16 protein-coding genes are annotated in these 20353 nt (G+C 61.0%); 12 read left to right on the top strand and 4 right to left on the bottom strand.

The features are described 5' to 3' along the window. Positions 1-62: 62 nt before the first annotated feature. A complete protein-coding gene (locus RBB29_RS06970) occupies positions 63-392 on the top strand; it encodes a hypothetical protein (protein ID WP_306113835.1) in 330 nt (109 codons plus the stop codon). Beyond that, a complete protein-coding gene (locus RBB29_RS06965; protein WP_306113834.1) occupies positions 392-2227 on the top strand; it encodes a serine hydrolase in 1836 nt (611 codons plus the stop codon). The genes RBB29_RS06970 and RBB29_RS06965 overlap by 1 nt, the downstream gene beginning before the upstream one ends. A 314-nt stretch (positions 2228-2541) precedes the next feature. On the opposite strand, the gene RBB29_RS06960 is transcribed toward RBB29_RS06965, so the two are convergent. The 3 genes from RBB29_RS06960 to RBB29_RS06950 form a co-directional block, all read right to left on the bottom strand. Next, positions 2542-5211, bottom strand: coding sequence for a molybdopterin-dependent oxidoreductase (locus tag RBB29_RS06960; RefSeq protein ID WP_306113833.1), 2670 nt, complete (start codon positions 5209-5211; stop codon positions 2542-2544). A 287-nt stretch (positions 5212-5498) separates the two neighbouring features. Beyond that, complete coding sequence (locus tag RBB29_RS06955) at positions 5499-6800, bottom strand: glutamine synthetase family protein (RefSeq protein ID WP_306113832.1); 1302 nt, start codon at positions 6798-6800, stop codon at positions 5499-5501. Further along, the gene (locus RBB29_RS06950; RefSeq protein ID WP_306113831.1) at positions 6797-7642 is read right to left on the bottom strand and encodes a MurR/RpiR family transcriptional regulator; all 846 of its coding nucleotides are present in this window, start codon (positions 7640-7642) and stop codon (positions 6797-6799) included. Before RBB29_RS06950 ends, RBB29_RS06955 begins: the two co-directional genes overlap by 4 nt. A gap of 83 nt (positions 7643-7725) precedes the next feature. On the opposite strand from RBB29_RS06950, the gene RBB29_RS06945 reads away from it, so the two are divergent. From RBB29_RS06945 to RBB29_RS06920, 6 genes are read left to right on the top strand one after another with little or no spacing between them, the layout of a single operon-like run. Next, positions 7726-8496, top strand: coding sequence for an N-formylglutamate amidohydrolase (locus RBB29_RS06945; RefSeq protein WP_306113830.1), 771 nt, complete (start codon positions 7726-7728; stop codon positions 8494-8496). Then, on the top strand, positions 8493-9137 hold the full coding sequence (locus RBB29_RS06940; RefSeq protein ID WP_306113829.1) for an isochorismatase family cysteine hydrolase: 645 nt from the start codon (positions 8493-8495) through the stop codon (positions 9135-9137). The genes RBB29_RS06945 and RBB29_RS06940 overlap by 4 nt, the downstream gene beginning before the upstream one ends. Beyond that, positions 9134-11020, top strand: a complete 1887-nt coding sequence (locus RBB29_RS06935) for an ATP-binding cassette domain-containing protein (RefSeq protein WP_306113828.1) — start codon at positions 9134-9136, stop codon at positions 11018-11020. Before RBB29_RS06940 ends, RBB29_RS06935 begins: the two co-directional genes overlap by 4 nt. After that, positions 11017-12165, top strand: coding sequence for an ABC transporter substrate-binding protein (locus RBB29_RS06930; protein WP_306113827.1), 1149 nt, complete (start codon positions 11017-11019; stop codon positions 12163-12165). Before RBB29_RS06935 ends, RBB29_RS06930 begins: the two co-directional genes overlap by 4 nt. Positions 12166-12174: 9 nt before the next feature. Then, entirely contained in the window at positions 12175-12891 is a 717-nt protein-coding gene (locus RBB29_RS06925) for an ABC transporter ATP-binding protein (RefSeq protein WP_306113826.1), read from the top strand. Between the two features lie 7 nt (positions 12892-12898). Then, on the top strand, positions 12899-13786 hold the full coding sequence (locus tag RBB29_RS06920) for a branched-chain amino acid ABC transporter permease (protein WP_306113825.1): 888 nt from the start codon (positions 12899-12901) through the stop codon (positions 13784-13786). A gap of 121 nt (positions 13787-13907) precedes the next feature. Here the strand turns inward: RBB29_RS06920 and RBB29_RS06915 are convergent, their stop codons facing one another. Continuing rightward, positions 13908-14654, bottom strand: coding sequence for a hypothetical protein (locus RBB29_RS06915; RefSeq protein ID WP_306113824.1), 747 nt, complete (start codon positions 14652-14654; stop codon positions 13908-13910). 94 nt (positions 14655-14748) lie between these two features. Between RBB29_RS06915 and RBB29_RS06910 the strand changes: the two genes are divergently transcribed. The 4 genes from RBB29_RS06910 to RBB29_RS06895 all read left to right on the top strand — a co-directional run bounded on the left by RBB29_RS06910 (position 14749) and on the right by RBB29_RS06895 (position 20321). Next, a complete protein-coding gene (locus RBB29_RS06910; protein WP_306113823.1) occupies positions 14749-15291 on the top strand; it encodes a MarR family winged helix-turn-helix transcriptional regulator in 543 nt (180 codons plus the stop codon). Continuing rightward, positions 15288-15995: an MOSC domain-containing protein gene (locus tag RBB29_RS06905; RefSeq protein WP_306113822.1), complete on the top strand. Its 708-nt coding sequence runs from the start codon at positions 15288-15290 to the stop codon at positions 15993-15995. Before RBB29_RS06910 ends, RBB29_RS06905 begins: the two co-directional genes overlap by 4 nt. 236 nt (positions 15996-16231) lie before the next feature. Then, positions 16232-17272: an efflux RND transporter periplasmic adaptor subunit gene (locus tag RBB29_RS06900; protein WP_306113821.1), complete on the top strand. Its 1041-nt coding sequence runs from the start codon at positions 16232-16234 to the stop codon at positions 17270-17272. A gap of 10 nt (positions 17273-17282) precedes the next feature. Beyond that, positions 17283-20321: an efflux RND transporter permease subunit gene (locus RBB29_RS06895; RefSeq protein ID WP_306113820.1), complete on the top strand. Its 3039-nt coding sequence runs from the start codon at positions 17283-17285 to the stop codon at positions 20319-20321. The last annotated feature ends 32 nt before the right edge of the window (positions 20322-20353 follow it).

Genomic DNA, 20353 nt, shown 5'->3' with positions numbered 1-20353 from the left:
ACAAACTGGCCGCGTAAGGCGATCAAACCCAAACCAAGGACTCTCCGCAAGGTGGAGGAAACTTGGGGCTCAGGTCAAACCCCTCCTGGTCAAGCTATGCCGGTGCGATGGCGGCACGGCTCGACATGCTTCCCGCGCTCCTGGCGCAGGCCTTCAAGATCCTACAAACCGCCCCTGTCATTGGCACCGATTTCCATTGGTTCGCCTATCGCGAAAACGGCTGGCTCAGCCACCCGGGCGATGTGCCGGGTTTTTCCTGCTGGTCGGGCTTTCACGCCGATAGCAGGCGGTCCGTCACTGTTGCCGCTGGCCTTTCATGGGTGCCGGATATGGGCAATCCCGCTGAACTTCTGGCCAAGGACCTGATCCATCGACCGAAAGGAGCACACTGATGACTTTGAGTTCGCGGGTTTTGAGCCTGTTTGCCGGTGTGATCCTGACCTTGGCCGCCACGGCGGCGAAACCCGACATCGTGGACACCATGCAGGGGTTGTTGGATGCAAGCAGCATCCCGGCCGTGGGATTTGCGATTGTGGAAGATGGGGACGTCACCCAGCTCAGCCTGTTGTCGAAAACCGGCGATGTTCCGGTCACATCGTCGTTTCGCGCCGGGTCGCTGTCCAAAACGGCAACCAGCCTGATGATCCTGTCGCTGGTCGAGGATGGTTTGGTCGCGCTCGACACGCCCATTGCCGATGTGCTGCCAGATGCCCCCATCGAAAACCCCTGGGAGAATGAGGCACCGTTGCGGCTGGTGCATTTGCTGGAGCAGACGAGCGGATTGCCCGGGACATCCTATGCGGATTATGCGCAGGCGTCGCCGGATTACAGCCCAACCGCCTATCTCGGCAGCAAGACCCACAGGTTACGCTGGCCACCGGGTCGGTATTTTTCTTACGCCAACGGCAATCACACCCTCGCCGCGGCGGTGGCCGAAGCGGTCACGGGGCAGGATTTCGATACGTTGATGCGTGAGCGTGTTCTGGATCCGCTCGGGATGGCGGCGACGAGCTTCGATCTGACGGATGAGCGTGTTCAGGACCTCTTGGAGAGCTTTTCAACGGATGGGTCGCCGGAAGCGATTTGGCATCTGAGCGTCCGGCCCTCTGGCGCGATGACCGGTCCGATTTCGGACATGGCGAAGCTGTTGCGGTTTCTGGCCACCGGCGACGGGGTGGATCAACCTGTCAGCAGCGAGATGCTGCTGCGAATGAGAACGCCACAGTCTTCGCTTGTTGCGCAGGACGGGTACAGGGACATCTATGGCCTTGGCCTTTTCAGCTTTTCTGCCGCAGGGCGGGCCTTCTGGGGGCATTGGGGGCGGATTGACGGGTTTCAGACTACGCTTGGCACGTTGCCCGAAGAGGGCGCGGGGTTCGTGCTGATGGCCAATGGCGCGGATCGCCGGGCGTTCCACGAGATACGCGAGGCTTTGGCCGCCCATGTGGCGGAGCGCGCCGGTGCCGCCGATCCGGTCAACCCAGAGGCGCAGGTCGAGTTCGACGCGGCGCCCTATTTGGGATGGTGGGTGCCCTTCACCGATGACAGTGTGCTGCGCACCTGGATCAGCGAAATGGCCGGCCTGACGCAAATCAGCAGTGACAACGCAGGGTCGCAGTTAATTGCCCGGTCCATTCTGGGCGGTGCCGTCACCTTGATCCCGGTATCGAAAACGAGGTTCCGGCAGGACGGGTTTGCCACGGCAACCCATGTATTCTCTCGAACGCCTGAGGGCGAGATCGTCATGCTGGGCGATCAGCAACTCACCTATCGCCAGATCCCCGCGGCGCAGGCACATCTTATGCGCTTTGGCCTGCTTTACGTCCTGACGTCCATAGTGGCCGCCCTCTTGGTCGGACTTTTCGTTTGCATACAGCTTCTGCGCGGTCGTCGCGCGGCCTACTATCGGCCGGCGGCCTACCTAGGTGGCAGTGCGGTTTTCTTAGCCGGTTTTTGCGTCCTTTTCGTGGTCTGGGGCATGATCGGATCATTGGCTGAGCTCGATATGCTAGCCATACCATCGCTCAGATCAGGTATCCTTGCCATGCTCAGCCTCGCATGGCCCTTCTGTCTGGCCTGCGGCATTCGTGCTTTGTGTCGATCAAACCGCGAAATCAGCAAACCTGCAAAGGTTCTCTTGTGGATCTCCGTAACAGGGCTCCTTGTCGCCGCCGTCTATCTTGCCTTTAACGGCTGGATCCCTCTCCTCACCTGGGGGGCTGAATAAAAGCAATGGCGACTTGTTATCCGCCAGACGCTGAACCTCATCAGTAGATGGAGGTTGCCCTCCTGAAATCCATTGGCTCGAAGTTACGACGGTAAATCGATCGTACGCTGCGGCTGAGTTGCTGCGCAAACCTCTCCAACGTCCCGCCCCGGTTTGCCGCTGGGGCGACAACGTATAGAAGGCGATTGGGATGCCCGGCCTTTCACGTCCCTGCGAGCGGGCCTCCGTAGGTATTGCGGGAATCAGGTGATGCTCGTGACGGGTCAGCGGACCTCCCGCGTGAGGCGGGAGGCGCATGTCGAGGTTTCATTCCGTCAATTCACGTCGGCCGCGTTTTCCATCAGGTAGTCCATGACCAAGGCTGCCTCCTCTTCATCGAGGCCTGCGCGCGGAAACATCGACGGGGTAATGCCTTTCCATTGCTGTCTTGTGTAATGTGTCACCTCGCGCGGCGCATGGCAGACAGTGCAGCGTTCAAAGAAGATCTTCTCGCCCGGGCTCATATCGGCCATCAACGCCTCGGTCAGATCGGTGAGCCGTTCAAGCCCGAGCATTTCTTCGTCGATCGCCGCAATTTCGATGTCCTCGATGATCGCGGGTGGGTCATACGCCATGTTTGGTCCCTCGGGATCCTCGCATTTGCGCATCTCGACCAGCACCGTGTTGGCCGATGTGGCCTGCGAAAAGCCCGAGGCAGGTTGCGTCGAGGTAACGAAATTCACGAGGCCCGAGTTGCAACGGCCCTTGCTGTCAAGCTGCGGCCAGCCACCTTCGTAGATCGACACGACGCCCGGCATGATCTCGTCCGAGATCACCGCACCGGCAATCACCGTGCCGCGATCATTGACGAGCTCGACCAGATCGCCATCCTCGATACCCCGGTCGGCGGCGTCCTGGGCGTTGATCCGTACCGGTTCGCGCCCCTGCACCATGTAGAGGTCGCGCAGGCGCTCGGAGTTGCCCATCTGGCTGTGCAGGCGGAACCACGGATGCGGCGACACGACATGCAACTGGCCCTCCTTGGCGGAGCCCAGATATTCGTGCTTCTCCATCCAGACCGGCATGCCGGGGCAATCCTCGATCTGCATGTTGGCGATGGTCTCGCAGAACATTTCGACCTTGCCCGACGCCGTGTGCAGCGGATTGCCCTCGGGGTCGTTGTAGAAATCATTGTGCCGCACCCATTTGCGCGCCTCTGGCGGAACCGGCATCCGGGCATAGCCTTTTTCCCAGAACTCTTCGAAAGGCACATCACCGGCGGCGCCGGAGGCCTCGTAGGCCAGCTTGATGTGATACATCTTGTCTTCGCTGTCGGTAAACTGCGCCCAGAGCCCCAGCTTGTCGGCCAGACCTTCGAACAGTTCGTAATCGGGCAGGCTCTCGCCCACCGGCTCGATCACCTTCTTCATCGCATAGACGCGGTCGTTGGAATAGGTGCCCCCCGAGGTAATGTCGTCCTGCTCCAGTGTCGAGGCCGCTGGCATGACGATATCCGCCCAACGGGTCGCCGCCGTCCACCAGACATCGACGCAGACCACCGTGTTGACCTTGTTCAGGGCGCGGATCAGGCGGTTGGTGTCCTGCTGGTGCGACATGAAGTTGTTGCCGGCGTTGAAGATCATCTTGATGTCGGGATAACTGTTCGTCTGCCCGTTATAGAAGAACTCCTTGCCGGGATTTTCCAACGCCTCGGTGATGCGCGAGGCGGGGACGACCTTGGTCACGAAATTGCGGCCCTGGCTCATGCCCACGGGTGTCGCGTTGCCCCCTTGCGGCATGCCGCCATTGCCGTAATGCCAGGAGAAGCCAATGCCTTCGCCGGGTTTGCCGATCTTGCCCACAAGTGCTGCGAAGTTGACGATTGACCAATAGGCCATTTCGCCATGCTGCGCGCGCTGAATGGCCCAGGAACCGGCGATGCAGGTCTTTGACGTCGCAATCAGCTCCGCCAGGTCCTTGATTTCCTGCTCGTCCATGCCGGTGATCGCCGCTGCCCATGCGGGGGTCTTGGGCGTACCATCATCTTCACCCTTCACATAGGCGATCCATTTGTCGGCCCCGACCGTGTATTTGTCCATATAGGCTTGATCTTCGAGCCCGTTTTCCAGCACGTGGTAGGACATCGCTAGGAACAAGGCGGTATCGGTGTTAGGGATGATCCGCTTCCATTCGGAATTCAGGTAAGTGTCGCTGGCCGTTTTCTGCGGATTGATCGAGATGAACTTCACGCCATTGTCGCGGATTTCTTCCCAATGGGCGTACATGCCGTGATCGGCGACGCGGTACTCGATGCGGTTATTCTTGACCGGGTCACATCCGACCAGCACGAAAAGTTCGGTATTGTCGCGGATGGTTTCCCAAGCGGATTGCGGCGAATAGACCTCCATGTCGCCGATGATATGCGGCAAGCAGACCTGGCCCGCGCCCGCTGACCAATCGCCTGCGGTGTTGGTGCAGCCACCCATCAGGTTGATGAGCCGGCCCTGAAGCACGTTGGGGCGGAAGACACCGGCGTTGGACCAGCCGCCATAAGACGAGCTGAAGATCGCTTCGTTGCCATACTCCGTGGCCGTATCCAGAAGCGCCTTTGCGGTCAGGCTCCAAGCGGTATCCCAATCGACCTTGACCCATTCCTCCTTGCCGCGAAGTTCGGGCTTGATGTCACCGCTCTCCCAGCCTTCGAGATAGGATTTTCGCACCATGGGATAGTTGATGCGGGTCTTGTCATAGGTCCGATCCATGACGCCGTAGGTCAGCATCTCGGTCGGGCGGGAATCCAGTTCGGTCATCGTGGTCAGACCGACCAGCTTGCCATCGCGAACGACGGCCTCAAACGGGCCGTAGTGGGTCGCATGGAAGATCCGGTCGGAGTACGAATTCGGGTCGATACTGGCCAGCGCGGTTGTGCTGAATAGAGAGGATGTACCAATGGCAGCGGCGCTGCCTTGTAAAAATACGCGTCGTGTAGGGTTCGTAAATGTCATTTTGGCCTCCAAAGAAAAGATAATTGGACGCATTTTAGGCCTCTTGGGTCAGGCCGGCCTTGATGCCGCTCAAACTCGTTGTTTTTTGGTTGCGAGAAGAGGATCGTTCGAAAGGGGTTCGTCAGGGTGCCGAGATGCGCCGCGCGCCGGGCAATTGCCAAACGTCGTGCGCCGACCGCGCCTTCGGTCGGACGCGGCCTATCGACCGCGCGGACAATGTCCGACTAGGGGAGGCAACCAGAGTGGAGTGCGTAACCTGCAGAAATGGGCGTGACGGTCTGTGCCTTTCAGTACGTGCTTTCATACGACGCGCAGCGTTGGGTCACATCCAAATCTGCGACATGCGCGATCTCGCTCTGCTTGTGCGCAAGGTAGACGCCCGCGAACGGTTTTGGGAACCAGCCTGTGACCACATCATTCCCGGCAAGACGGTCCAACGCCGCTTCCAGCGTTTCGGGCAGGCGGACAAAGCCGCGGGCGTGTAACTCTTCGGGCGGCAGAAGGGACAAATCCTCCTCCGTGGGATCAGGGGCTGTCAGCCTCTCTTCGATGCCCTGGCACCCGGCATGCACGATGGCGGCCAGCGCCAGATGCGGACACGCAGCGGCATCGCCGGCGCGGTATTCGATATTGAACTGACGCGCGATACTGGCGGGGTCCTTCGCGGTCACGGGACAGACGCGCAGTGACGCTTCGCGGTCGCGGAAGCCCAGGTTGTTATAGGCTGCCGACCAGCGGTGTGGGGTCAGCCGGAGGTAGGATACAACCGACGGCGCGGTGATGGCCAAGATGGCATCTAGGTATTTCAAGACCCCGGCGGCAAAGGCGCTTGTCAACGCGGACATGCCGCAAGGCCCGTTTGCGTCATAAGTGGCCGGGCTTCCATCTGGGTTCAGGAAGCTCATGTGAATATGAACCCCGTTGCCGACGCTGGCGGGATCGCGGATCGGGGTGAAGGTGGCCTCTTCCCCGTGCGCGCGCGCCACGGAGCGGGTCAGTTCCCGCAACATGACGGCGGCGTCGGCGGCACGCACACCGACCTCGGGGCCAATCACAACTTCATACTGGTTGGCCCCGTATTCCTTCATGATGCTGTCGGGGGACAGCCCGGCAGCCTCGATCTGAGACATCAGGGCTTCGCACAGGTCCCGCTGCGCCTCAAAGCCGGACCGGCCGTAGCCTTCGCCAACCAACGGGTTTGCCCCCTTCAACTGGAATTCGTGCTCGAAAGCGGCCAGAAGCTGCACCCCACCCACCTTTTCGAGCCGTGACAAAGCCGATTTCAACAAAGATCTTGTGCAGAGATCCCATGGGTCTCCTTCCAGTGTGACGATGTCGCCCAGCATGAACCGCTCGACGCGGGTGCCGAGATCGGCGGTCACGCTTGCGGTCTCATCCGGGATCAGCAAGAGGTCGCCAAGCGCGCCGAACGGGCTCTCGGCGATGCCATCGAAACAGTTGATCTGCACGTTGGTGGGGGTCCAGCCGACACCGCGTTGCAGGCGTTTCTGCAGTTGTCCCGCTGGAAAGGCCTTGCCGCGCACTTTCCCGGCCAGGTCGCAGGTTGCCGCAAAGATCAGATCACTCATCCCTCGTTCTCCCATGTCGTTGCCCGCACCGCATCCCACGCTTCGATCCGGGTGCGTGTCTTGTCCCAGGTTTGCTCGGCCACGCGCGTGACCAGGGCTTCGGTCACGGCCAGGGCGGCGGAATAGCTGTCCCAGATTGTGCCGGTATCAATCGGCACCGCAAGGACCTCTGCGGCGTACCGGGTGGCCGGCGATAACCCTTTGTCTGTCATCAGGATAACCTGGACTTTCTGCTTGCTGGCCTGCTCGGCCAATTGGCACAGGTTGCGCTGGTACCGGCGAAAATCGACGAGGAAAAAGATGTCCCCGGCTTTCATCCGCAATAGATACTCGGGCCAGGTTTCGGGATCGCGGGGCAGGTGAAAAGCGCCTTCGCGCGAAAGCCGCAGGTGAAAGGTCAGGTGCTGGGCGATCGTGTCGCTGATTCGTCCGCCAACGGCAAAGACATTGCGTTTCGGATCGGCCAGCAGGTCGAGAATTCGGTTGAACTGCCCTTCGGTCACGGCCTCGCCCGCGGTCTGAATCTGCTCTGCGGCGCGACCGAGGAACCCGGCCAGATAGCCGCCCTCGATCTGTCGTGCATTGGCGTGAAGATCGACCGGCGACCGATCGCCAGCGCGCAATTCCGCCAACAGGCGCCGCTGCATCTCGGCATACCCGGACAGGCCGATTTTCGTGACAAAGCGAGAGATTGAAGGCGGCGAGACCTCCGCGCGTTCGGCCAGTTCCTGGATCGAGATCAACCCGGCATAAGGGTAATCCGACAAGAGGGCGGTGGCCAGTTTGCGCTCGGACTGGGTCAGCATTGCCGAAGAAGATTCGATCTGATCGCGAATATGCATGGCACTATCGTTTTTGAAAAAGTAATTTCAGTCAATGGCTTTACCGTTGACTCTGGTTTTTTATTTTCTCTAAGCTGCTTCGTATGTTCTCAAATGCTGCCGTTACGTTGATCGGGCCTGCCGATCCTGCGCCTGTCGAAGTTGTCCCCGGTGATAGCACGTCCGATCTCGTGCTGCTCTGCGAGCATGCAGGCCGGGCGATCCCGGCGGCGTTGGGTGAGCTGGGTGTGAGCGACGCGGTGCTGAACAGTCACCGCGGATGGGATATCGGCGCCGAAGACGTGGCCCGCGGGGTCGCTCGTGCGCTTCGGGCGCCCTTGGTCCTGCAGCGGTATTCGCGGTTGGTCATTGACTGCAATCGACCGACGGGTTGTGTGCAATCCGTTCCGGAAATCAGCGACCACGAACATATCCCCGCCAATAAATCCATCTCGGAAAGCGAACGCAGGGCGAGGATCACGGAGATTTTCGACCCGATGAACAAGCAGCTTGATACGCTCTTTGCGGCGCACGAGCCGCGCGCGGTTTTCTCGATCCACTCGTTCACGCCGCGCATGGATGATCACGACCGGCCCTGGCACGCGGGCTTCCTGACACGGCGGTCGCCGGAGACGGGCGAAGCGTTGATGGCCACCATCGCCGGGATGCGTCCGGATCTGCATCTGGCGCTGAACCAGCCCTACCAAATTGATGATGAGACCGACTGGTTTATCCCGCAATACGCCGAACCTCTTGGGTTGCCCCATAGCCTGATCGAGATCCGCAACGACCAAATTGACCATGCGGAGGGTGTGAGCCTTTGGGTCGAACTTTTGTCCCGCGCCATTGGTGCCTTTATGGAGGAATTGCCATGACCCTGACACGCGAAGTGCCGCTGACCCCGCCGCAATCGGCGTTGATTTTCATTGACGTGCAGAATTTCGCGGCACATCGGGATGGTGGGGAATTCAAGGATCTGTCCGAGGCCGAATTCGACGAGAAATATGGCTGGTTCTTCGATCAGCTTGAGGCGCGCGTCGTCCCGAATATGCAGGCCATCCAGGCCGCCTGCCGCAAGGCGGGGGTCGAGGTGATGTATACCAACATCGAAAGCCTGACGCTGGATGGCCGCGACCGGTCGCTGGACTACAAGATCACCGGGTTCCACGTGCCAAAAGGGTCCTGGGACGGCAAGGTGATCGACCAGATCGCGCCCGAGGGAGACGAGATCGTGCTGCCCAAGGGCTCTTCCTCGGTCTTTGTCTCGACCCATATTGATTACATCCTGCGCAATCTGGGGGTGCGGCAGGTGGTGCTGGCGGGCCTTATCACCGACCAATGCGTTGAAAGCGCCATTCGGGATGCCTGTGACCTTGGGTACCTGGTCACGCAGGTCACCGATGCCTGCCTGACCTACAGCCAGGAGCGGCACGACCATTCCCTGCGCACGATCAAGGGTTATTGCCGGCAGGTGACAACGGCAGAACTCGTCGCGGAACTGGACGCAGCCGGATGACAACGCCCGCGCTCACCACACACCCGGCACGGCTGCTTGCGGCCAACGGAGTGCGTACCGCGGCGGCGCTGGCGGTGCTTTTGGTGGCGGTGGCGATCCTCGTCTGGGTGTTTGGCCGCACGGGCGAGCGCATCGCGGTGTTGATGTGTGTGAATGTTTCGGCGGTTGCGGCGCTGGCGATCTTTTGTGGCAACACCGGCATTGTCAGTTTCGGCCATGGCGCTTTCATGACCGTAGGGGCGTATCTGTCAGGTATCCTGACCATGCCCGCGGCGCTACAGCGTTCGGCGTTGCCGGAGCTGCCCATCTGGCTGGCGGGGCATGAACTGGCGGTCTGGTCGGCCTTGCCCTTTGTCGCGCTGGCGGGTCTGGCGCTGGCGTTGTTGACGGGCAGCGCGATTGCCAGGCTGGTCGGCGCATCGGCCACCATCTCGACACTTGGCCTTTTGATCATCGTGCATTCCATCGCCATCAGCGCGCGCGAAATCACCCGGGGCAGCCAGACTTTCTATGGTGTGCCGCGGATTACCGACCTGACATTCGTCCTGGTCGCGGCAGTAATGTTCATCCTGATCGCGCGTATGTTCCGCGAAAGTCGCTGGGGCCTTTTTGCCAGGGCCGTGCGGGACGACGAGGATGCGGCCACCGCCTTGGGCATCGCCCCGCGCCGGGCACGTCTTGTCGCCTGGACCCTGTCCGGTGCTTTGGCCACCGTCGCGGGGGCGCTCTATGGGCACATCCTGGGGGCATTTTCGCCCGCTTCCTTCTATCTCGGCCTCGTGTTCGCGCAGGTGGTGATGATGATCGTGGGCGGTATGGCCTCGGTCGGCGGCGCCGTCGTGGGGGTGATCGCCGTGACGCTTCTGCAAAACTCGGTCCGCAACCTTGAGGGCGGCGCAACCGTGCTGGGCATAAGCCTGCCCGAGGTCTTCGGCCTGACCACGATCGCGCTCGGACTTGCGATCCTTCTGGTCATCTGGCTGCGCCCGCAGGGGCTTGTCGGAGGTTTCGAGATCGGCCCCAATGCGGATGCGCCCTTCCTGCCCGGATCAAAACGCGAAACCCAACCCGCCGCAATCCCCGCACCGGCGGAGACAACCGAGATGGTGGCGGACGGATTGGCCAAGAGTTTCGCCGGTGTTGTCGCGGTTGACGACATGAGCTTTTCCGCGCCCACCGGCACGATCACCGGATTGATCGGCCCGAACGGGGCGGGCAAATCCACGCTGATTAACCTGATGACCCGGCAATATGACGCGGATAAGGGCGTGGCGCGCATCGGCACCTCGGACCTGACGAAATTGCCGCGTCATGCCATCATCCGCCAGAAAGTCGCGCGCAGTTTCCAGAACCTCAGGCTGTTCAATGGGCTGACCGCCTATGAAAACGTCTTTGTGGCCGCACTGGCCGCGGGGCATTCGCGCCGTGAAGCGCACCGCATCACGCTCCGGGAACTGATGGCGTTTGATCTGGGCAGTATCGCAGCGATGCGGGCTGAAAACCTGCCTTACGGCGCCCGCAAACGGTTGGAAATTGCCCGCGCGCTGGCCCAGGACCCCGTGATCCTGTTGCTGGATGAACCGGCGGCGGGCATGAACCCAGCCGAGACCGATGACCTGGCCGACCGGCTCGATGTGATCGCGCAGGAGCGCAACATCGGTGTCCTGCTGATTGACCATGATCTGAAATTCGTGAACCGGCTGTCGAGCCGGATTGTTGTGATGAACCGGGGTCAGAAGATTGCCGAAGGCACTCCGGAAGAGGTGCGTGCCGATGGGCGCGTGATCGAAGCATATATCGGGCGCGGTCGGACGGCGCGCGCCGCGCAATCCAATCAACATTCCAGTGACCGTCCAGATCCAACAGAAGGAGTTTTAGCATGAAGATCAGAGCATTCCTGATGACGAGCGCCGCGGTGGCCCTGGGGACTGCCGCAGTCGCCGAGGACTATGTGATCGGCGTGATGTCCGCCCAATCGGGCTATCTCGCGCCCTATGACGGACCGGCCTATGCCGGGTTCCAGTTCTGCATCGACGAAATGAACGCGGCAGGCGGCCTGAACGGCACCACGCCGGTCAAGTTGATCGTCAAGGACACTCGGTCGGACATCGCCGTTGGCGTGCAGGTGGTCCAAGAGATGATCGACGATGGCGCGAAATTCATCGTCTCGTCGGCCGATGCCGACCCGACAATCGCCGCCGCGCAGATCACCGCGGCCGATGTGATCCCGACCATGACCTTTGCCGGCACCGCGCCGGTCCTGACCCAGGTCGGGCCGCATGTCTTCGGCAGCTACCCGGCGGACAATCAGCAGGCCACGGTGCTGGCCGGGTATGCCCGCGAGCAGGGGCATGAAAATGTCTGGCTGGTGAAATCGCCCGACAGTGCCTACACCCTTGGCGGGCCCGAGTATTTTGGCGAAGCCTTCTCGGCGCTTGGCGGCAATGTCGTGGGTGAAAGCAACTATTCGCTGAACCAGCCCGATTTTTCGGCCATCGTGACCACGATCCAGGGCGCAGATCCAGCGCCGGACCTGATCGTCACCTGGGCATGGGAGCCGGATTTTCCCGCCTTCATCCGTGCCTTGCGCGGGGCCGGGCTGGACACGCAGGTCATGGGCGGTGACGTTCTCGACACACCCACCGTGCGGGGCCTCGGTGACGTGGTCGATGGGGTGGTGCACACCTCCGGCGGCTTCCCGGACGAAGGATCGCCCTATGCCGAGTTCATCGACCGTTTCAAGGCAGCGACCGGGACAACGCCCGACAACAACTACTACGTCAACGGTTGTGACATCGCCCACATGATCGAACAGGCGGTGGCGGCGGCGGGCACCACCGATCCTGCTGCGGTGAGCGAAGCCATGGCCGGGATCGAAGACGGCAAGGCCATCATGTCGAACTTCACCTTTGCCGGGACCGACCGGATGCCGCTGCGCGACGTTGTCGTGGCGCGGATTACCGGGTCGGGCGACAAGGAGTTCATCCTGCGCGAGGCCGCCGATCCGGCGATCCTGCCAAGCCCGTGATGTGACCGGATGGACGACCTCGCCCTCGACATAAAGGCATTGGATGTGCGCTACGGCCCGGTACAGGCCGTGCGCGGCATCGACCTGAGTGTGCCCAGGGCAGGCATCACCGCGCTGCTTGGTGCCAACGGGGCGGGCAAGACCAGCACCGTGATGGCCGTCGCCGGGGTGATACCGCCGACGGCCGGTACGGTGTCGATCTTCGGTCAATCCATGACAAAGGCGTCGCCCGATGCGATTGTGCGCGCGGGCGTCGCCATCTGCCCCGAAGGGCGGCGCATCTTTGCGTCGCTCACGGTGGAAGAAAACCTTGTCCTTGCCGGGTCCGCCGCAGGCACGCCGGAAACGGCGGCATCCCGCCGCGATGCTCTGATGGACCGGTTCCCGATTTTGGGCGAGCGGCGCAAACAACTGGCGGGGCTGCTGTCGGGTGGCGAGCAACAGATGCTGGCCCTGGCCCGCGCCCTGATGAGCGAGCCGCGGCTTTTGTTGATGGACGAGCCGTCACTTGGGCTTGCCCCGCAGATGGTCGATACCGTCTTCGCCATCGTTGAGGAGTTGAAGGCCGAGGGCATCTCCGTGCTGCTCGTCGAACAAAACGCCTCCCTGGCGCTTGAAATTGCCGATCATGCGGTTGTGCTGGCCAACGGTGCCGTTGCGGCAACCGGCGCGCCGTTGGACCTGGCCGGCGACGATATCCTGAAATCAGCCTACCTGGCAGCTTGAGGCGTAAATGGACCTGCTCCTTCAACAGATCATCAACGCGCTGAGCCTCGGTGGCATCTATGCGATGCTGGCGCTTGGCCTGGCGATCGTCTTTTCGATTGTCCGGCTGATCAATTTTGCCCATGGCGAGATCATGACATTTGGCGGCTACGGCATTTTCCTGTCCATGGCTTTTGGTTTTCCGCCGCTCGCGGCGCTCGCCATCGGAATCGGTGCCGCATTGGTGATGGCCCTGGCCATGGAGCGCGCGGCCTTTCGGGCGATGCGGGGCGCGGATGTTGTTTCGCTTCTGATCACCAGCTTTGCCGTGTCGGAGATCCTCAAGGTCCTGTTCCAGAACGGCATCTCGGCCCGGCCCGTGCCAATCTCTTTTCCGTCCTCATGGTCGGGCACTTACCAGATTGCGGGCATGACGATCGGTGTCGCGCCGACCGTATCTATACTGGTCACGCTGACCTCGCTTGGGGCGCTGACATTTGTGTTGCGCCGCACGCCCATGGGCATGGCCATGCGCGCCGCGGCGGAGGATTTCGAGATGCTGCGGATGCTGGGCCTTAAGGCTAATCGCGTGGTCGCGGTGTCCTTTGCCATCTCCGGCCTTCTTGCCGGTGTCGCCGCCGTGATCTGGACCGCTCAACGTGGATCAGTTGATCCGATGATGGGTTTCTTTCCGGTCCTCAAGGCGTTCATCGCAACTGTTCTGGGCGGGTTGGGGAGCCTTGGTGGCGCCGTATTGGGCGGTTTCGTCGTCGGAGGGTTGGAGGTTTTGACCCAGGCCTTTCTGCCGGACAACCTCGCCCCCTATCGCGACGCCATCGTCCTGAGCGCCGTTATTGCGGCCCTCCTGATCCGGCCAGACGGCCTGCTGCCTGCCAAGACTGGTCACAGATCGTAACCAGAAAGGCGGAATAGAGCGATGACTGCAGATCTCTGTCGCACGGCGGCAGGGCCGCAATCCTCCGGGTGCCTGCCGCCGACTGGGTCAAGGGCGGTGCGGCGCACCGCCCTGAGGAGGTTCAGTCAACTTTCCCGGGCAGGCTCAGGTCACCCGAAGCGATATCGAATACGTCCGTCACGCACACATAGGGCGCATGGAAGTCGGTATCGACGCGCAAAGCCGATGTCACGCCGTCGTAGTTGGCTTTTTCAAGGACGTTGATGTCGGCATTGGCCAGCACAACATTGATTGAAATCTCCGGCCCGTCGAAGACGGGGGTGAAACCGGGGCTGTCGAGATAGAACGGGACACCGGGCCATGTGGCGGGCATGACAGGTGTTTCGCCGTCGGCAACATCACGCACCGCCAAGGCCCCCGGACCGCAGGCTTCGTTCGGTGTGAGAACCACCCAATGGCTGTGCCAGTGCGCCCCGTCATTGCCGGTATCACCATCGATGTTTTCGTCAAACAACGGGGTGTCATCGAAGTCGGGGTGATTGGTGGCCGCAAGCGCAAGAATGCCGGTCTCTTCTCCGAAACCGACGACAGACGGATCCAGTGTGGTCGGCCAGACATAGGACCAGATCGAAGCCCCCGGCGCGCCATTTCCTGTGGCCTCAAGGGTCGTATTTCCGGCAACGCCCGCTGTCGCCATGCGGAACGTGGCAAAGCGCCCATTCAGGGTCACTTCAGCGGCAACAATGTCAAAGTCAGCGATTTTCGCCGCGTCAACGGGCGACTGGATGCCATGCGAATGGTCTTCGCCAGCGGCAACGGCGCCCGCGATCAAGGCCAAGGTTGCGGCGGTGGACGTCGAGAGTTTCATATCAGGTCCTTTCGGGTTGGGTTGGTTTCGACTCACTATTAGTATCGAGTCGAAACTATTGCAATAACTATTTCGAGTCGCTATTAATATGGGCATGGAAGATGATCTCTATACTCGCGAGCTGATAAACCGACTGGCCCGGCTTGATGCGACCTCGGCCTGGAAGGGTGACCTGAACCCGGCGCAGAAGGCCGCGCTGACCTATCTTGCGCGGGCCAATCGCTTTTCGCGCAGCCCGTCCCATCTGGCTGAATATCTGGGCAGCACGCGCGGGACGATTTCGCAAACCTTCAAGGCGCTTGTGCAGAAAGGCTATGTGACAGAGCGAAGATCGCAGGCCGACAAACGCGCGATCAGTTTCGATCTGACCGAGAAGGGTGTGCAGGCAATCGACGCGCCAAATCTGCTCGGGCGCGGGATCTCGAAGATGGATCAGCAGATCAAGAAAGATCTGCTCACGTCCTTGGAGGTGCTTTCGCGACAGTTGCTGAAGGAGAACGGGAGCAGAGCTTTTGGCGTCTGCAACCAATGCCGGCACTTTTCCGCGCGAAAAAACGGTGGCCATTGCATGCTTCTGTCGGAAGACCTGTCACCGGCGGAGACCTTGAAAATCTGCCACGAACAGGAGGCAGCATGACGGGTATCAATCCCTCCAGCCGCATTGACGGCATTTTCTTCGGCAAGGTTACGAACCGGTGGGAAGGCCGTGGACCATCCGCGATCGGCAAGACACCGGTCAAGGGCCCTCAGGAGATCGACGAGTTTGGGTTCCTGGACGACGAGCAAGCGGACCTGGAGCATCACGGCGGGGCCGAGAAAGCCATTCACCACTATGCAACCGAGCATTACCAGGACTGGATGACGGAAGGTGCCATTCCATCCGGGACGGCTCCCGCCGCCTTCGGCGAAAACATCGCGACACGCGGGATGACCGAATGGACGCTTTGTATCGGTGACAAGCTGCGCCTTGGAACCGCGGTGGTGCAGATCAGTCAGGGGCGGCAGCCATGTTGGAAGGTGAGCGAGCATACGAAAAACGAAAAGATGGCATACCTCTTTCAAAAAACGTCACGCACCGGGTGGTATTACCGGGTTCTTGAGACGGGTGTCGCCGCACAAGGGGATCAGATCAGCCTGATCGAGAGGCCCCAGCCAAAGTGGAGCGTCGCGCGCGTGACCTCAGCGCGGCTTACCCGTCGCGTCACGCAGCACGACGCTGAAGTCTTGGCCATGTTGCCGGAGCTCGCCGATGGATGGCGCAAGGCCTTCGTTCGGATGGCCGAGGGGAACATGCAAGAGGATACCAGCAGTCGCCTTGTCGGGGACAAGGAACCGTTGTGATCGCGGATTGCTGTTCATCAAGTGCTCTGGCAGGTGTCGTCCGAGCGAGGACACCAACACGCGGTCTCACTGCACCTTCCGGCCAGACACTCCAACCGGTTTGAGCCGTCCGTCTGGGCGGCTCCGGCGCGCCGGGATCTGGCGGAAGTTCTCCAAGACGATTGCTAACTGCGCTCAAGTCTTATTTACTCAAGCAATGACACCGTCATACGCGACAGGCTGCACGAGGTAATCAAGTGAAAAACATATGGAAACTGACCGCTGTCCTCATCCTTGGCATCGCCTCGATGGGGCAGGCGCAGGATGACGTCCCCCTTGCCAAGATCGTCAAGGTTACCTCGCAAAAGGACGATGTGGCGCGGCAGTTCTTTGGCCATGTCGTTGCCAAGGAAACGGTCGATCTTGCGTTTCAGGTTGGTGGCCAGTTGATCGAGATACCGGTGGTTGAGGGTGAGCCGATTGAAGATGACGGCCTGATTGCCAAGCTGGACCCGGAACCGTTCCAGTTGGCGCTTGATCAGGCGATTACCCAGAAAGAGCAGGCGGACCGAACGCTCGAACGCCTCTCGAAACTGGAAGGCAATACCGTCAGCCAGGTCTCTGTGGACGATGCGCAAACACAGGCCGATCTTGCCGCGATCGCCGTCCGTGACGCCGAGCGGTCATTGCGGCACTCGGAACTGCGCGCGCCCTTCGATGCGTTGGTCGCCACGCGCAATGTCGCGAATTTCTCGACAGTGAGCGCTGGAACACCCATCGTCCGATTGCATGACATGTCCGAGTTGCGGATTGAGATAGATGTGCCCGAAACCCTGTTTCAGGAGGCGGGACGGGATCCGGACATCGACCTTTGGGCCAAGTTCCCGGCGAGCGAGGAACAGTTTCCACTTGAGACACGTGAATTCAACGCTGAGACCTCTCAGGTCGGCCAGACGTTCCGGATTACACTTGGTATGGCGCCACCAGAAAACCTGGTTGTCCTGCCCGGCTCGTCGGTCACGGTGACGTCGGTCATTCGGGGCGACGATCGGCGCATCATCATCCCGGCATCAGCGGTTGTGACGGCAAATGACGGATCGACACATGTGATGGCGTTCGGCGGTGGCGACGAGGATGTGGGGACGGTCACCCCGGTCCCGGTTGAGATCACGCCGACGCAAAATGGCGCGACGCAGGTTCTCTCGGGGCTCGAGGAGGGCCAAGAGATCGTCGCCAGCGGTGCCACCCGGCTCGGCGAGGGCGACCGCGTCCGCCGCTTCACCGGCTTCGCGAACTGACGGTCGCCCCATGGACATCGCGCGCGCTTCCATCGACCGGCCCCTCTATACCTGGATCGTCATCCTGATCTGTCTGCTTGGCGGGATCTGGGGGTTTATGACCCTCGGACGTCTCGAAGATCCGGCCTTCACCATCAAGACCGCTGTTGTCGTCACGCAATATCCCGGGGCGTCGGCCGAACAGGTGGCGCGAGAGGTTTCCGAACCGCTCGAATCTGAAATACAGACCATGAGCGAAGTGAAAGAGATCCGGTCCATGAACCAGCCCGGCCTTTCGTGGATCACGGTCGATATGAAGGACCAGTATGATGGCACTGAATTGCCGGAGATCTGGACCAAGCTCAGGAACCGCGCGAACGCAGCGGCGCTGCCGTCCGGGACGTCGCGGCCCTTTGTAAATGACGGTTTTGGCGATGTGTTCGGCATCTATTACGCGGTCTCTGCGCCGGGATATGACAATAGTGAAATCTACGAACTCTCCACGTTTCTCAGGCGCGAACTGCTGGCCGTTGACGGGGTGGCCGATGTCGCGGTGTCCGGCGTCCCCGACGAGGTGATCTATGTTCAGCCGGATCTTGTCATCACCACCAACCTGAACGTACCGCCCGCGGCCATTCAGTCCGCGATCGCCAATGCGAATTCGGTTGTCGATGGCGGCTCGCTCCAGAATGTGAACGGGCGGACGCTGATACAGGCGCCCGATGGCAGCGATAGCGTTTCGGAAATCGCGGGGCTGACCGTCGGTGTCGGGGGGGAGGTGCTCAACCTCTACGATTTTGCGGATGTCCATCGCGGCAGGGAGCAGAACCCGGATCTCTTGATCCGGCACGACGGGGTCGAGGCGTTCACGCTCGGGGTGGCGGGGATCAGCACCGAAAACATCGTCGATGTCGGCAAGCGGGTCGATGCGAGACTGACAGAGTTGCAGCCGCAGATCCCCCTGGGCGTGCAGCTCAGCCCGATCTACCAGCAGCATGTCGTTGTCGAAGAAGCATCGAACGACTTCCTCGTGAACCTGGCAATGTCGGTCAGTATCGTTGTCGTTGTCCTCGCCCTTTTCATGGGCTGGCGCGCGGCCATCGTCGTTGGGACAACCTTGCTTCTGACCGTGGTGGGAACGCTGCTTTTCATGTCGATATTCTCTATCGAGATGGAGCGTATCTCGCTTGGCGCCTTGATCATCGCGATGGGCATGCTGGTTGATAACGCCATCGTGGTTGCGGAAGGCATGCAGATCTCGATGGCGCGGGGGCAGTCCTCCCGCGATGCGGCGGAGGATGCGGGCCGCAAGACACAAATCCCGCTACTGGGGGCCACGGTGATCGGGATCATGGCCTTCGCGGGGATCGGCCTCAGCCCGGATTCGACCGGCGAATTCCTGTTCTCGCTCTTTGCGGTGATCGGCATCTCGCTCACCTTGTCCTGGCTGTTGGCCCTGACAGTCACGCCGCTTCTGGCGCACTACTTCTTCAAGACCGGCAGCGGCGGCGAAGATGATGCCTATGGCGGGATGCTCTTTCGGGTCTACGGCGGTCTTCTGCGGCAGTGCCTCCGTCTCTGGTGGCTCGTCATCCCCGGGTTGATCGCCGTCACAGTTGTATGTTTTGCCCTTTTCGGGCAGATCAAGCAGCAATTCTTTCCCGACAGCAACACGCCGCTCTTCTTCGTGCATTACAAGCTGCCGCAGGGCGCGTCGATCCATCAGACATCACGTGACCTCGCGGTGATTGAAGACTGGCTTGCGGACCGGGAAGACGTCGTGGCGTACACCGCCTATGTCGGCGACGGTGCGTCGCGGTTCATGCTGACCTACCAGTCCGAGGATCCGAACCCGAGCTATGGCCACATCATCGTGCGGACCGAGACGATTGACACGATTGCACCGCTGATCGCCGATATGGAACAATTCGCACATCGCGCGGTGCCGCAGGGAGAATTCAGGGCGAAACGCCTGGCCTTTGGTCCCGGCGGCGGCGATCCGATCCAGGTACGGTATTCCGGGTCGGACCCCGAGGTCCTGCGTGACCTGGCCGATGACGCCATGGCGGCCCTGCTTGCGGCATCGGACAACATCGTCGAGCCGCGTGTTGACTGGCGCGAGATGGAACAGATCCTGAAGCCCGTCTATTCAAGCGACCGCGCGCAGGAGGCGGGTATTTCCCGCGATGACATCACCGACACGCTGCGTTTTGCCACCGAGGGGATCGATTCCGGCGTCTATCGCGAAGGGGAGCGGCAGATACCGATTGTCCTGCGGACCGACCCGCAATCCGGCATGGTCCTGTCCGACCATGTTGTCTATTCCGAAAGTGGCCAGGCGTTCGTTCCGTTCGAGCAGGTCACCGATGGCATGGTGTTCGAGCCGCAGAACACGCTCGTGATGCGCCGCGACCGCGTCTATACGATCACCGTGGGCGCCGACATTCCCGCGGGCTTTACCGCTGCGCAGGTCCAGGCCGAGATTCAAGACGCGATCGAGGCATTGCCCGTGCCCATAGGCTATAAGATGGAATGGGGCGGCGAGTATGAAAGTTCGTCCGATGCGCAGGCAAGCCTTGCCGCGCAACTGCCTCTCAGCCTCATCATCATGGTGCTGATCTCGGTGCTGCTTTTCAACGCGCTGCGTCAGCCGCTCATTATCTGGCTGCTGGTGCCGATGTCGGTCAACGGGGTCAGCCTTGCGCTCTTGGGGACGGGGTTACCGTTTACGTTCACGGCCTTGCTTGGCCTCCTGTCGCTTTCGGGGATGTTGATCAAGAACGGGATCGTGCTGGTCGAGGAGATTGACATAGTCCGCGAAGAGAACCCCAAATGGGCGCTGAAGGATGCGATTGTGTCGGCCTCCACCTCGCGCTTGCGCCCGGTGATCCTGGCCGCCGCAACGACGATCCTGGGCATGATCCCCCTGATCCGCGATGCGTTCTTTCAGTCGATGGCGGTGACGATCATGGGCGGGTTGGCCTTCGCGTCGATCCTTACGCTGATTGCGGCGCCGGTGTTCTATTACATCTTCTTTATGCGCAGCAGCGCGCCGCAAGAGGAAGCGTGAAGCAATGTGCCAAGACCTGCGCGCGGTGACCC

This window comes from Roseovarius sp. MMSF_3359, assembly GCF_030733385.1.
GTDB lineage: Bacteria > Pseudomonadota > Alphaproteobacteria > Rhodobacterales > Rhodobacteraceae > Roseovarius.
This window is presented reverse-complemented; position numbering and strand designations above follow the sequence as displayed.

Coding starts and splice junctions, on each gene's coding strand:
- RBB29_RS06965 (WP_306113834.1), top strand. CDS start 392: ATGACTTTGAGTTCGCGGGTTTTGAGCCTGTTTGCCGGTGTGATCCTG.
- RBB29_RS06960 (WP_306113833.1), bottom strand. CDS start 5,211: ATGACATTTACGAACCCTACACGACGCGTATTTTTACAAGGCAGCGCC.
- RBB29_RS06955 (WP_306113832.1), bottom strand. CDS start 6,800: ATGAGTGATCTGATCTTTGCGGCAACCTGCGACCTGGCCGGGAAAGTG.
- RBB29_RS06950 (WP_306113831.1), bottom strand. CDS start 7,642: ATGCATATTCGCGATCAGATCGAATCTTCTTCGGCAATGCTGACCCAG.
- RBB29_RS06945 (WP_306113830.1), top strand. CDS start 7,726: ATGTTCTCAAATGCTGCCGTTACGTTGATCGGGCCTGCCGATCCTGCG.
- RBB29_RS06940 (WP_306113829.1), top strand. CDS start 8,493: ATGACCCTGACACGCGAAGTGCCGCTGACCCCGCCGCAATCGGCGTTG.
- RBB29_RS06935 (WP_306113828.1), top strand. CDS start 9,134: ATGACAACGCCCGCGCTCACCACACACCCGGCACGGCTGCTTGCGGCC.
- RBB29_RS06930 (WP_306113827.1), top strand. CDS start 11,017: ATGAAGATCAGAGCATTCCTGATGACGAGCGCCGCGGTGGCCCTGGGG.
- RBB29_RS06925 (WP_306113826.1), top strand. CDS start 12,175: ATGGACGACCTCGCCCTCGACATAAAGGCATTGGATGTGCGCTACGGC.
- RBB29_RS06920 (WP_306113825.1), top strand. CDS start 12,899: ATGGACCTGCTCCTTCAACAGATCATCAACGCGCTGAGCCTCGGTGGC.
- RBB29_RS06915 (WP_306113824.1), bottom strand. CDS start 14,654: ATGAAACTCTCGACGTCCACCGCCGCAACCTTGGCCTTGATCGCGGGC.
- RBB29_RS06910 (WP_306113823.1), top strand. CDS start 14,749: ATGGAAGATGATCTCTATACTCGCGAGCTGATAAACCGACTGGCCCGG.
- RBB29_RS06905 (WP_306113822.1), top strand. CDS start 15,288: ATGACGGGTATCAATCCCTCCAGCCGCATTGACGGCATTTTCTTCGGC.
- RBB29_RS06895 (WP_306113820.1), top strand. CDS start 17,283: ATGGACATCGCGCGCGCTTCCATCGACCGGCCCCTCTATACCTGGATC.